At 52.3% G+C, this 12147-nt stretch carries 19 protein-coding genes, 1 tRNA gene and 1 pseudogene; all 21 read left to right on the forward strand.

Translation table 11 applies throughout. The features are described from left to right. Positions 1 to 135: 135 nt before the first annotated feature. The 21 genes and pseudogenes from KHQ26_RS22945 (at position 136) to KHQ26_RS23040 (ending at position 12130) form a co-directional block, all read left to right on the forward strand. Complete coding sequence (locus tag KHQ26_RS22945; protein WP_071647602.1) at positions 136 to 309, forward strand: Lar family restriction alleviation protein; 174 nt, start codon at positions 136 to 138, stop codon at positions 307 to 309. Beyond that, a complete protein-coding gene (locus KHQ26_RS22950) occupies positions 306 to 476 on the forward strand; it encodes a hypothetical protein (RefSeq protein ID WP_165476463.1) in 171 nt (56 codons plus the stop codon). Before KHQ26_RS22945 ends, KHQ26_RS22950 begins: the two co-directional genes overlap by 4 nt. Further along, on the forward strand, positions 466 to 1011 hold the full coding sequence (locus KHQ26_RS22955; protein WP_117093181.1) for a hypothetical protein: 546 nt from the start codon (positions 466 to 468) through the stop codon (positions 1009 to 1011). The genes KHQ26_RS22950 and KHQ26_RS22955 overlap by 11 nt, the downstream gene beginning before the upstream one ends. Beyond that, on the forward strand, positions 1011 to 1223 hold the full coding sequence (locus KHQ26_RS22960) for a hypothetical protein (protein WP_032719471.1): 213 nt from the start codon (positions 1011 to 1013) through the stop codon (positions 1221 to 1223). The genes KHQ26_RS22955 and KHQ26_RS22960 overlap by 1 nt, the downstream gene beginning before the upstream one ends. Positions 1224 to 1477: 254 nt before the next feature. Then, positions 1478 to 1817, forward strand: a pseudogene (locus KHQ26_RS26345) (dATP/dGTP pyrophosphohydrolase domain-containing protein); the annotation flags it as partial. Positions 1818 to 2727: 910 nt separating this feature from the next. Continuing rightward, complete coding sequence (locus tag KHQ26_RS22970) at positions 2728 to 3513, forward strand: hypothetical protein (protein WP_074422501.1); 786 nt, start codon at positions 2728 to 2730, stop codon at positions 3511 to 3513. Positions 3514 to 3588: 75 nt separating this feature from the next. Further along, positions 3589 to 3846 carry a DNA polymerase III subunit theta gene (locus KHQ26_RS22975; RefSeq protein WP_211777956.1) on the forward strand — a complete coding sequence of 86 codons (258 nt, stop codon included), beginning with the start codon at positions 3589 to 3591 and terminating at the stop codon, positions 3844 to 3846. A 190-nt stretch (positions 3847 to 4036) separates the two neighbouring features. After that, positions 4037 to 4492, forward strand: coding sequence for a YbcN family protein (locus tag KHQ26_RS22980; RefSeq protein ID WP_211777957.1), 456 nt, complete (start codon positions 4037 to 4039; stop codon positions 4490 to 4492). Then, positions 4492 to 4662 (forward strand): NinE family protein, encoded by a 171-nt coding sequence (locus KHQ26_RS22985; protein WP_211777958.1) that lies wholly within the window; start codon positions 4492 to 4494, stop codon positions 4660 to 4662. Before KHQ26_RS22980 ends, KHQ26_RS22985 begins: the two co-directional genes overlap by 1 nt. Further along, on the forward strand, positions 4655 to 5236 hold the full coding sequence (locus KHQ26_RS22990) for a recombination protein NinG (protein ID WP_117064204.1): 582 nt from the start codon (positions 4655 to 4657) through the stop codon (positions 5234 to 5236). The genes KHQ26_RS22985 and KHQ26_RS22990 overlap by 8 nt, the downstream gene beginning before the upstream one ends. Next, positions 5233 to 5373, forward strand: coding sequence for a YlcG family protein (locus tag KHQ26_RS22995; RefSeq protein ID WP_023339697.1), 141 nt, complete (start codon positions 5233 to 5235; stop codon positions 5371 to 5373). The genes KHQ26_RS22990 and KHQ26_RS22995 overlap by 4 nt, the downstream gene beginning before the upstream one ends. Continuing rightward, entirely contained in the window at positions 5370 to 5870 is a 501-nt protein-coding gene (locus tag KHQ26_RS23000) for an antiterminator Q family protein (protein ID WP_032737394.1), read from the forward strand. Before KHQ26_RS22995 ends, KHQ26_RS23000 begins: the two co-directional genes overlap by 4 nt. A gap of 94 nt (positions 5871 to 5964) precedes the next feature. Further along, positions 5965 to 6039, forward strand: a tRNA-Asn gene (locus KHQ26_RS23005). Positions 6040 to 6309: 270 nt separating this feature from the next. Then, on the forward strand, positions 6310 to 6624 hold the full coding sequence (locus KHQ26_RS23010) for a hypothetical protein (protein WP_004146347.1): 315 nt from the start codon (positions 6310 to 6312) through the stop codon (positions 6622 to 6624). Positions 6625 to 6626: 2 nt separating this feature from the next. Further along, positions 6627 to 7130 (forward strand): lysozyme, encoded by a 504-nt coding sequence (locus KHQ26_RS23015; protein ID WP_211777959.1) that lies wholly within the window; start codon positions 6627 to 6629, stop codon positions 7128 to 7130. Beyond that, positions 7127 to 7516, forward strand: coding sequence for a DUF2570 domain-containing protein (locus KHQ26_RS23020; protein WP_211777960.1), 390 nt, complete (start codon positions 7127 to 7129; stop codon positions 7514 to 7516). Before KHQ26_RS23015 ends, KHQ26_RS23020 begins: the two co-directional genes overlap by 4 nt. Next, positions 7401 to 7652, forward strand: coding sequence for an Rz1 lytic protein (locus tag KHQ26_RS26125; protein WP_127447059.1), 252 nt, complete (start codon positions 7401 to 7403; stop codon positions 7650 to 7652). The genes KHQ26_RS23020 and KHQ26_RS26125 overlap by 116 nt, the downstream gene beginning before the upstream one ends. A gap of 345 nt (positions 7653 to 7997) precedes the next feature. Then, positions 7998 to 8486, forward strand: coding sequence for a hypothetical protein (locus tag KHQ26_RS26250; RefSeq protein WP_021441335.1), 489 nt, complete (start codon positions 7998 to 8000; stop codon positions 8484 to 8486). Continuing rightward, positions 8437 to 9837, forward strand: a complete 1401-nt coding sequence (locus KHQ26_RS23030) for a PBSX family phage terminase large subunit (protein WP_048293387.1) — start codon at positions 8437 to 8439, stop codon at positions 9835 to 9837. Before KHQ26_RS26250 ends, KHQ26_RS23030 begins: the two co-directional genes overlap by 50 nt. Before the next feature lie 237 nt (positions 9838 to 10074). Beyond that, positions 10075 to 11526 (forward strand): DUF1073 domain-containing protein, encoded by a 1452-nt coding sequence (locus tag KHQ26_RS23035; protein WP_023312773.1) that lies wholly within the window; start codon positions 10075 to 10077, stop codon positions 11524 to 11526. A gap of 55 nt (positions 11527 to 11581) precedes the next feature. Continuing rightward, positions 11582 to 12130: a phage minor head protein gene (locus tag KHQ26_RS23040; protein ID WP_160552489.1), complete on the forward strand. Its 549-nt coding sequence runs from the start codon at positions 11582 to 11584 to the stop codon at positions 12128 to 12130. Positions 12131 to 12147 lie beyond the last annotated feature (17 nt).

Raw genomic sequence — 12147 nt, forward strand, 5'->3', positions numbered from 1 at the left:
CGGGATTAAGGCTGATGGGGTGGAGTCAGGAATTAAAACCATCATGACGATGCTGAATCACCAGGCTCCTGGCGTCAGTGATGCAATCAACGTGTTGCGCGTCCACTCCTCTGAGCTGCGTGCGGGGGCCGACAAATGAGACATGAAGCCAAATCATGCCCTTTTTGCGGCTGCAAAGTCATAAGCGTTAGGGAAATTTCAGGGCACTTCCGTGCTTCATGCAGTGGCTGCGAGGCAAAGTCTGCATATCAGGAAAGCGAAGAAGCTGCGGTTGAGCGCTGGAATAAGCGAGAGGGAGATGACCAATGAATACAGCTGCAGATTTACATGCCCCACATGAATGCTGCCAAAAGTGCCGTTGTTACTACCATCCAAGCGAACGTAGCCAGCATATCTGCATTCCGCAAGATGATGAAATTGATAATCATCCATCTGATGAAATGAGCCAGTACCAGGACTATCCATATGACAACTAATATCACCGAACTGGCGCTGAGGTTAAAACTTGAAGCACATCGCGCGGTAAGCAATTTCAACCCTCAGATGAATATTAAAACCAGAGACCTAAAGGAGCTGGTAGAGGCGCTGGAGAATTCAGAATCACGGCTTCATGAGGTCGCCGTAGCGTGCGCAACCGCAGAGCAGGCGCTGGAGAAGGCGCAGCAGCGGATTGATGAACTGGAGAACGATGAAGTTCGTCAACGGCTGGCTAACGCAGAGCGCCAACTCTACATGGCTGAACTGGCTAAAAATAATCTGAGAGCCAGTCGTAAGGCGCAGTTCCGCAAGCGCAAGGCGGCTGAGCAACGAATCGCCGAGCTGGAGTCCCGCACCGTCACCGTGAAGCTGCCGGATGATGAAGATGGCCAGGCATACGGATTCGGAAAATGGGCATACGGAAAACTCCCCGCGACAGCTGGAACCATGACAATTGCATATTGCGAAGATGCCTGGCGGGCTGCCTTTGAGGTGTTCTCGTCTGCCGCTGGCATCAAGGTAGAGGTTGAGTGATGGCTATCACTGAAGGATTCTGCGCGGACCTCTACTGCGACTGTGATGGTTGTCTGTCAGGGAAAATCTATCCGCAGGGGCAGGCTGATTTCATCGGCCGGAATATGACCGACATTTCTCAACAGGCGCGCAAAGCTGGCTGGCGCATAAGCAAAGACCGCCAGCGCTGCTATGCGCCGGGCCACAAAATTTCACGGGGAGCCAACCAATGACCAGCAAATTAACCAGAGAGCGCCTGGAAAAAATTAAATCATGGCGTGACACCTACGGCGCCGGAAGCAACGTAATGCTGCCAGCTGAGGAGGCCGAGGAGCTGGCTCGTATAGCGCTGGCCGCAATGGACAGCGAGCCGGTGGCGCTTCAACTTGAGCTGGCAAAAGTTATCTATCACTTCCGTGACTGGAATGAAGGATTTCCGGTTGAGCGGTTCAAGGCCGACTACGTCATTAGTTGGATGCTGGCAAATTATCCGCCAGCGCAACCAGCAAAGGACCGAGAGCAGGTACGCCGCGAGCACTCAGAGTGGTCACAGGCAACATTCGGTAATGTCGGCCCTGTTGGACCACTGAAGCACCTGGCAAAAGAGGCTATGGAGGCCGCAGCGGAACCAGATGACCTGTCGGAGTGGGCTGATATGCAATTCCTGATGTGGGATGCCCAGCGTCGTGCCGGTATCACCGACGAACAGATTACCCAGGCGATGATCGAAAAGCTGGCAGTGAACAAACAGCGCGAATGGCCTGAGCCGAAAGACGGTGAACCTCGCTTGCACATCAAAGAGCAGCCAGCGCCAGTAGTCACTTTCTATCGCGATGGCATTGAAGCCGCCGCCAAATGGATAGATAAGCAGCGTGAGGCATACGACAGCGAGCATGGATGGTCTGATCCTGATACCGGAGCGTTCGAGTTCGGCAATGATGCCCAGCGCGGATATTCATCCACCCTGGAAGAATTAGCCGAAGGGATTCGCGCTCTGCATCCAAATGCTGGCAACTCCCCGGCGATTCCAGAGGGGTATGTGATGGTGCCTGAGTGCCTAACCGCTGAGAACGGCGCGAAGGGCGCTCTATCTGGTGAGTTTTCAGAAACAAAGTTCGTAAACTGCCCGGAATGTTTTGGTGATGATGAGTGCGAAACATGCGACGGCAGCGGCAGAATTGAAATCACGGTACCGGTTACCTGGACGACTATCAAAGAAATCTGGGCAAAAGGCGTTGAGCATTTCGCGGCCGCCCCGCAGGAGTTGAAATGATGGAAATTATTCAGGGAACTTGTAGCTGTGGAGAGCCCATCAGCATTGAACTAAGTGCCAAAATGAGTTGTAGAACGGATGGAAAAAGGCCGTTCTATCCGGATGAGAACAAAGAGCCGGAAGTCATAGGAAACTTCGTTTATTCGCATGAGGGAGTGACAGTATTCCGGTGCAGGAAATGTAACGGCTGGGTTGCGGATACAGTTTCTTAGGCGACGTTAGAGGTGCGAGATGAGTAAATCCCCCGCAGAACGCAAAGCCGCGCTGCCATACTCAACGGAGGTATGCCATGAAAGACAAATTGGATCTTATAATTTCCAGCATGAGTTTTTGAATTGACTATATTTAATATAATAAAATCAATGATATGAGGTAACAAATAATTTTATTATCATATTACAGGGAGGTATTAATCCTTATATGCATCGATTATAGTTAAACAGGTTTATGTGAGGTGCATATGAATGGCAAATACTAATGATCATGGGTTGTCTAGAACGATTCCTGAAGGAGTCAAAAGAGAGGTCAGACAGAGATGTGGTTTCGGTTGCGTAATTTGTGGTTTAGGCTTCTATGATTATGAGCATTTTGCTCCTGATTTTGTCGATGCTACAGAGCATAATCCTGCTGGTATGACTTTGTTGTGCCCTAGGTGCAATCAAAGTCGCGCGCGAGGAAGATTGTCTCGAGAGACTGTAGCCGAAGCTAACCAAAACCCCGTTTGTATTCGGAATGGGCACGCTAATGAAATGTTTGACTTTCATAGCGATCCGATTCGAGTCGTATTTGCGGGGGTCACTTTCTATGATTGTGCTCATTTGATTATGGTTAATGGGCGCTCTTTGCTATCTGTTCGCCCACCTCAGGAAGTTAGTTCACCAATGCTGCTTTCGGGGGTGTTTTGTGACTCCGTTGGAAGAGATGCCCTTGTTATTAAAGATAATGAATGGTCTGTCAGTACCGGAAATTGGGATGTTGAGTGTATTGGCCCTAGAATAACAATACGTAGTGGGCCTGGTGACATAGTCCTTGTTTTAAAATTAAACCCTCCGCATGGTATTATTGTGGAGCGCATTGACATGTTGTTTGAGGGGGTTAGATTCAGAGGGAATGATCAAACTCTTGAAATGTGCATGGATGGCATTCATTGGCATAGATGGTTCGGTTGTAGTGTGAGTCATTGTCATGTAGGCATCAGTATAGAAAATGGACCTCGAGCAGCAAACGATCCTTGTTGGAATGTTGCATGATCCCCCTAAGAATGCAAAGCTGCGCACCCATCCAGTTGATGCTATATAATCCCCTCCACAGCAGAGGGGATTTTTATGTCACAGTGGTATATTGCAGCCAAATCGAAAGACGAGCAGGACAAGGTCAACGTCGACCTGGCAGCCTCCGGCGTCGCCTACAAAGAGCGCCTGAACATGCCGGTGATAGCGGAGCAGGTAGCCAGAGAGCAGCCAGAGCATTTGCGCGAATACTTCATGGAACGCGTCCGCTACTATCGCGAGAAAAGCGTACAGTTACCCCGAGCATCCGATCCGCGCTATCTTGAAATGGCCAGTCAGAACGAGAAAAAATAGCCTATGCTCGTTTTGCAATTAGGGATTTAGCCTGTCATAATTACCTCGTCAGCCTGAGCAACTGACGACTAGATTCCGGCGCCAAGTGGGGACACATGGCGCACAAAACCTTACAGCAATTCCTGTCACCGATGGCGAAAGCCACCGGCGATTTTCTGCATTCAGCGTTTGGCCTCTGCGGAGGTGAAGCGTGAACATCCCTCAATGCGGCATCAAACTGCACAGCGGCAATTTCAGCGCTATAGGCAAGATTCTTCAGGAGCAGCTCTCTGACGGGAAATGCCTGCGCCTGCAGGTCAAAGAGTGGCGCGAAAAGCGCAGCCTGAGCCAGAACGCACTCAGTCACATGTGGTACGCGGAAATCAGCGAATACCTGATTAATTCCGGACGTACCGACGCAACCCCTGAATGGGTTAAGCGCAACCTCAAAAAGACCTATCTGGGCTGCGAAGAGGTGACATACACCGACTTCATCACCGGTGAGAAAACCACAACCTGGGAACCCCGGCATACCTCCGATCTTGATACCGGCGAAATGCACATCTTCCTGGCCAAAGTAGAGGCCTGGTGCGCTCAGTTTGGTCTGGCCCTCACCATTCCACATGGTTGCGAATATCAGCAACTGCAGCAAAAGCAGGAGTCCTGATGAGCAGCCTTCTCGCCAAAGTAATGGAACGCGGCATCTTCCGCGTGCTGGCACGTCGCAAGCGCAAGGTCGAAGTAAAACCTTCCGATATCCCGACCCTGAAAGACTACACCGCCCGCCTGGTGGATAAGAAGTGGCTCCGCCTGAGAGCAAGGAGGCCACATGCTTAAACGTACTCAGCGCCGGTGCAAAATCTGCCGGGCAAAATTCACCGCATTATTCGAAAACCATCGTTGGTGCTGCCCTGAGCATGGCGCTGAATTTGCCATGCAGGAACTGGAGAAGAAGCGCGAAAAGCAGGCTCAGGCGAAAGCGAAGAAAGAGCGCGCGGCCTGGCGCAAGCGCAAAGCAGCTGTGAAACCTCTCCGACACTGGGAAGACATGACCCAGCGTGTCGTTAACGACTATATCCGCGAGCGTGACCACGATCTGCCGTGCATCAGCTGCGGCACGTTAGAAACGGTTCAGTGGGAGGCCGGCCATTACCGTTCCCGCGGTAAAGCATCACACCTGCGCTACAACGAGGACAACATTCACAAGCAGTGTCATCACTGCAACGTGCAGATGTCAGGGAACCAGCAGCAGTACCGCATTGCTCTGTTAGAGAAAATCGGCGCTGAGCGCGTCGAGGCGCTCGAAAACAACAACACCCCTCACCGATACACCATCGAAGAACTGGAAGGCATCAGGCGCCATTACAGCGCGCTACGCCGTGCGCTCATAAAACAACGGGAGGCTGCATGAACCATCTCGCCATAGAGCGCATCCGTGACCGCTGGCAAAAGCTCCGCCTCTGCCGGCACCGCGGCACCGTACTGGTTGACTACCGCATACTGAGAAATTTCGTTCGCATCTATCAGACCCTGGGAGAGACAGCATGAAACTGGAATTAACCAACGAACAGCACCAGTGGATAGATCAGTGGCTCCAGCTTTGGGGCGCGTGGTGCCAGACAGGGAAGATAGACAAGGCGATGATAAATATGATTGCCAAGTTCATGGCCACGGTTGAACCGCAAGCACCATCAAGGCCAGTATGCAGCGATGATGACGGGTTGCTGATTGATGCCGTTATCCGGCATTACCTGAAAAACGTAGATGAGAATGCATGGAAGGTAATTTTTGCCTATTACGTCTGCAACTCAAGCGAGATAAGGATCGCCTCATGGCAGCATGCTGTGAGCAAACCTCGCCTGATGAAGACCCGCGCCGGAAACCAGTATAAGCACCCGAGCATTTCAACCATCCGCCGGGAAGTTAAGCAGATTATCAACGCGGCGCTATTCTGCCTGTACCAGCCGCTGCAAAATGCGTTTAACGATCGCGAAAGCGTGAGGAAAATTGCAAAAAAGAGTCACAACGTGCTTGCATTTCAATGAACAAATGAGCAATATATTTAGTGTAGGTTGCCGTATTTGCGTTTGACCTATCAGAACACCGAGCCTCGCCATCGTGCGGGGCTTTTTCATTTCAGGGTCAGAAGCACAGCGGTTGTGCGTTCGGCTGTTAACCGAATGGTCGAAGGTTCGAATCCTTCCTGTCCCGCCAGATAATGGCCTGACCTGATGACGGGCTCATAATCCAATCCATCAGGGCGTTGCGCCAACAACGCAACAGGCCACCATATCCTTCTACCTTGGGACCATTACGGCTACCGCGCCGTCACTTTTACCCTTGGTATTCCTTCCCGCCTTGAGCGGGTTTTTTATTTTCAGGGTCGCGGGTATCACCCTCGACGCTTTGTTGGTAAATCAGCCCGACGGCCCTGAACCTTTTACTGACTACAGATAGCACCCCGAACATTATCGGAGGTGAGAGATGCAACGTATGAACCCAACCGATGGTCACAATCTGCCTTACTGGTGGTCAGCCTTGCTTGGTATCTTTTCAGTCCTGAGTCTGCAGGATTATGTCTTCATCATTGGCGCCCTGATCTCTGCCTTCTTCACAATCAAGACGTATTACGCAAAGCGTAAGGAAGAGCGAGAGCGACTTGATGAAGAGAAAAAGCGCACGCAGCTGTTGGCCAGTTATCTGGCTGATGTCTCCGCAAAGCCTGGAGGTGACCGCCCGGCTTCAGCCGAAGTGGTTACCGAGGCTTTGAAGCGGATCGCAAGTGATACACAGGGGTGAACATGACGCCATCAATGAGGAAAAAACTGATTGGCGTGATCGCCGGCGGTGGTGGCGCCATAGCCATTGCTTCTGCGCTCATCACTGGCCCAACCGGTAACGATGGTCTTGAAGGTGTGCGATACGACCCCTATCAGGATGTGGTAGGCGTCTGGACTGTCTGTTATGGACACACTGGCAAAGACATCTTGCTCAGCAAGAAGTACACCGAGGCTGAATGCCGCGCGCTGCTCAGTAAAGACCTGAACACCGTCGCTCGCCAGATTAACCCGTACATCCAGAAGCCGATCCCCGAAACAATGCGCGGGGCTTTGTACTCGTTCGCTTATAACGTCGGCGCAGGAAACTTCCAGACCTCCACTCTGCTGCGCAAAATCAACCAGGGCGACCAGAAAGGTGCATGTGATCAGCTGCGCCGCTGGACCTATGCCAAGGGCAAACAGTGGAAAGGCCTGGTAACTCGTCGCGAGATTGAGCGCGAAGTTTGTCTGTGGGGGCAGAAATGAGCCGCACAATAGCAGTTTTTGGCGTCGCCATAATTAGCCTGATTCTTATCCTTTGGTGGGGGCTGAGTCACTTCCATGAGGCGTATCAGGCGGAAAAAACTCGCGCTGATAATGCCGAGCAGCAGGTAAAAGCAGCCCAGACCATCACATCCAACGTTCTGACCACCATGACCATCTTCAACACCATCGTCGAGGCCAATCAGCATGCAAAAGAGCAGATCGCACTGGACGCATCGGGAGCCTCGGCTGATATCCGGGTTGCTGTTGCGAATGATGATTGCACTAATCGCCCTGTGCCTGCTGGCGCAGTTAAGCGGCTGCAACAATACGCGAACGGTCTACGTCAAAGTGCCGGTGGTCCCGTTACCAGCGAGCCTGACGGCTGACACTCCGCAACCGGAAATCCCTGACAACCTGACGTGGGGCCAGAGCCTGGATTTAAACGTCAGCCTGCTATCAGCGCTTGGGCAGTGCAACCGGGATAAGGCCGATATCAGGCAAGCAGAATCAAAACGTCAGTAGGGCATTACAGAGCCACTTCCAGAGGTGGCTCGATAATGTCAAGGCGAGGACAAAATTATGGCAACACCGGACTGGGAGGCCATCGAATCGGCGTACCGGGCCGGAGTCCTTAGTCTCCGTGATATAGGCGATAAATACGGCGTTACTGAAGGGGCTATCAGGAAGAGGGCTAAAAAGTTTGATTGGGTACGCAAGGCCAGTACGCAGGTACGCAAAAATGATACGCAAAGTGGTACGCAAAAGAGTAAGGCGCGTACCAGCGAAAAGCCTGCCAGCGCTGGCCGTACGCAAAAAAGTACGCAACCAAAAGCCGAACCTCCACCAGATACGAAACCGATACGCGGGGTGCGTACCGATCCGCCGACTAACCCATTTCAACCCGGCAACCAGCAGGCGTTAAAACACGGTGGTTACGCCCGCCGCCTTCTGCTTAAAGATGAGGTCATTGAAGACGCGAAAGCGTTGACACTCGAAGACGAATTATTTCGCCTTCGGGCTAACAACCTTGTCGCCGCAGAGAATATTGGCCGGTGGTTGACCAAGCTGGAAGATGCTGAAGGGGACCAGGAAAGAAAGGTGCTGATGGAAAATATCAGCGCCGCCGAGAAGGCGATGATGCGCAATACCGTTCGTATTGAGTCCATCGTTGGGACGCTTGCGACGGTAGGCAAAATATTTGCTGATACAGACTATCGCAAGGCCGCTACTGATAAGGTGTCGCTGGAGGCCGATCGTCTTCGCCGTGATGCAGGTATTGATGATGGCAACGGAGAGCGTGACCTCAATGACTTCTACTCTGACATCCAAACCGACGCTGAATCCGGCCCTGCGTAGCTTCTGGACGACGCAGGCGCGTAACAAAGTGCTTTATGGTGGCCGGTCATCGTCAAAATCATGGGATGCCGCTGGCATCGCCATATTTTTGTCGAATAAATACAGCCTGCGCTTTTGTTGTGCACGTCAGATCCAGAACAAAATTGAAGAGTCGGTGTATACCCTGCTCAAAATTCAGATTGACCGCTTTGGCCTGCGGCATCGTTTCCGCATTCTGAACAACAAAATCATTAACCGGGTGACCGGGTCTGAATTCGTGTTTTATGGGCTCTGGCGCAACATTGAAGAGATTAAGTCTCTGGAAGGTATCAGCGTTCTGTGGCTTGAAGAGGCCCACGCGCTGACGGAATACCAGTGGAAGATACTTGAGCCTACCATCCGTAAAGAGGGCTCAGAGTGCTGGTTTATCTTTAACCCCGGACTGGTGACTGATTTCGTGTGGCGTAACTTTGTGGTCGATCCGCCAGAAGATACGCTGATACGCAAAATCAACTACGATGAAAACCCCTTTTTGTCCGACACCATGCTGAAGGTTATTGAAGCCGCCAAGCGTCGGGATCCAGATGGGTTTAAGCACGTCTACGAAGGCGTGCCAGAGTCGGATGATGATGCTGCCATTATCAAGCTGTCATGGATTGAGGCTGCTGTGGACGCCCACAAAGTCCTTAATTTCGAACCGAGCGGGCGTAAGCGTATTGGCTTCGACGTTGCCGATAGCGGCGCCGATAAGTGCGCTAACGTCTATCGCCACGGCTCCGTCGTCTACTGGGCGGATGAGTGGAAGGCGAAAGAAGACGAATTGCTGAAGAGCTGCCAGCGTACGTATCAGGCGGCGCTGGAGCGCGATGCTGATATCGTCTACGACTCAATCGGCGTTGGGGCATCAGCTGGCGCTAAATTCTCAGAAATTAATGAGGATCGTAAGCGCGAAAACATGAACGCATCCCGCATCAACTATCAGCGATTCAACGCAGGCGCTGGTGTGAATGAGCCGGACTACGAATACATTGGCATCCCGAACAAGGATTTTTTCGCCAACCTCAAAGCGCAAGCCTGGTGGCTGGTAGCGGATCGCTTTCGCAACACCTTCAACGCGGTAAAGAACGGTGAGCAGTACCCGGTAGATGAGCTGATAAGCATCGACTCATCCTGTCCACTACTGGAAAAACTCAAGCTGGAGCTAACCACTCCGCACCGTGACTTTGACAAAAACGGGCGTGTGATGGTGGAAAGCAAGAAAGACCTCGCTAAGCGCGATGTGCCATCGCCGAACGTGGCCGATGCCTTCATCATGGCATTTGCCCCAACCGATACGGCGATGGATATCTGGGAAGCGCTGGGAAACAGCTAAACCCCCGGAAATAAGCGTTTCACGCAAAATTACCGCTATTCATTTTTTGACCCTGTTTATGCATGTTTTATTCACGCGCTTTTAGCCACTTATCCCGGATAAATAAGCCTTTGGCGGACATTTCATCATGGGAGGGATCCGGCTGGTGCGGGTAACAGTCATTATGTTAAATCGGGTCGTTTTTTAACAAATTATCCTATCCGCCACGAGTACCGAAAAAGCCGGAGAATAATCACCATGGCGAAGAAAACAGGACGAGTCGCCACGGCGGATTCGTACGATAACTTTGTTGCCCGTGTCGGTATGCAGCAGCCTAACCAGCATGCCGCATCGACCTACAGGGCGAACTATACCAGCCGCAACCGCCTGCTCATCGAATGGGCTTATCGTTCCTCCTGGATTATTGGCGCCGCAGTCGATTCGAAAGCGGACGATATGACCAAAAAGGGCGTGCGGATCACCAGTGAGATAGACCCGAAACGCCGTGGCATTCTTGAATCACGGTTCGATGAGCTTCAGCTTTGGGATTGCATCAACGAGACGCTGAAATGGTCCCGGCTGTATGGCGGGGCGGTGGCGCTGATTCTGATTGAAGGTCAGGCACCTCTGACGCCGCTGGTGCTGGATAAGGTCGGCAAGGGCAGCTTTAAAGGTCTGGCTGTACTTGACCGCTGGATGATTAACCCACAGCTCACCAGGCGCATTAAGGCACTTGGCCCTAACCTCGGCAAGCCTGAATTCTATGAAATCGTGACAACGGCGCAGGGGCTTCCTGCGTGGACTGTTCACCACAGCCGCCTGATCCGTATGGATGGTGTGAAACTGCCGTACCAGCAGAAAATCACCGAAAACGAGTGGGGCATGTCCATTGTCGAGCGCATCTTCGATCGCCTGACTTCCTACGATAGCACCAGCGTCGGCGCCGCCCAGCTTGCCTACAAGGCACATCTGCGAACGGCAAAGATTAAAAAGCTGCGTGAAATTATCGCCATGGGCGGTAAACCATTCGAAGCGCTGGTTAAACAAATGGAGTTAGTTCGCCAGTACCAGACAAATGAGGGGATGTCGCTTTTTGATGCCGATGACACCTTTGAAACCCACTCCTATTCTTTCGCTGGTCTGTCAGATCTGCTTAGTGAATTTAAAGAGGATATCGCGGGGGCGGTGGGGATCCCGTTGGTCCGCTTGTTCCGCCAATCGCCGAAGGGTTTCTCAACCGGTGATGCTGACCTGGCGAATTACTACGATGACGTGGGAACTCTGCAGGAGCGAGATTTACGGCCTCACATCCGCCTGTTATTCGATGTACTGCATCGCTCAGAGTTTGGCGAGCCGTTGCCGCAAGATTTCACCTTTGAGTTTAACCCCCTGTGGCAGATGAGCGACACCGATCGCTCCACGGTGGCGACCAACACGACCACCGCCCTGGCAACCGCGGTGCGTGATTTGGGAATGTCGCCGGCTGCTGCTCTGACCGATTTGCGCGAACTGTCTGACGTTACCGGCATCGGTGCTTCAATTAGCGATGAGGATATCCAGAATGCGGCGAAACAGTGGCAGGAGACTGAATCTGAAACCAGCCCTCCGCCGCCGATCGGAGGTCCAGTATCAGAAAAGCCTACTGGCGATAGTCGACCAGATAAATCAAATCGTCACGGGTTCCTACGATGGTTCACAGGCAAGCGCTGAGAGCATTGCTAAATCGCTTGTTGACTACTCCGTGGTGATCGACGACTGGGCCGAAATGGTCGGTCGAAAGATGTTTGCCCAGGTGGAGCGAGAAGAGTGGAATCAGTGGCGTTCTGTTTCGGAAGAAATATCAGCTGGTCTGCGTGACGTGATTGGTAACACTCATGTCGGCATGGTGGCACAAGACATCGTTTACCGACAGATTCGCTACATGAAGTCTCTGCCATTAGAGGCGGCAGGACGTGTCAGGGAAATTCAGGAGCGTGCGATACAGGCTGTCATCCATGGTGAGCGCCCCGATCAGCTTTACGAGATGATCATGCAATCCGGTGACGTGGCGGCCAGCAGGGCGCGGATGATAGCCCGCACTGAGATAGGGCGTGCAACTGGCGCATTAACTCAGGCTCGGGCGTTATCCGTTGGTTCTGAGGGGTACTGGTGGCGTATTGAAGGTGCAGGCACCAGGCCATCACACCGAAAAATGAAAGATAAGTTTGTACGCTGGGATAGTCCGCCAACGCTCGATGGTATGACCGGACACGCCGGGTGCCTGTCTAACTGCAAGTGTTGGTCGGAAGTGCAAATACCTGACCCTGTAAAATAACAGGCCGCCAATGAGCG

Source organism: Klebsiella sp. 10 (assembly GCF_018223925.1).
GTDB lineage: Bacteria > Pseudomonadota > Gammaproteobacteria > Enterobacterales > Enterobacteriaceae > Klebsiella > Klebsiella pneumoniae.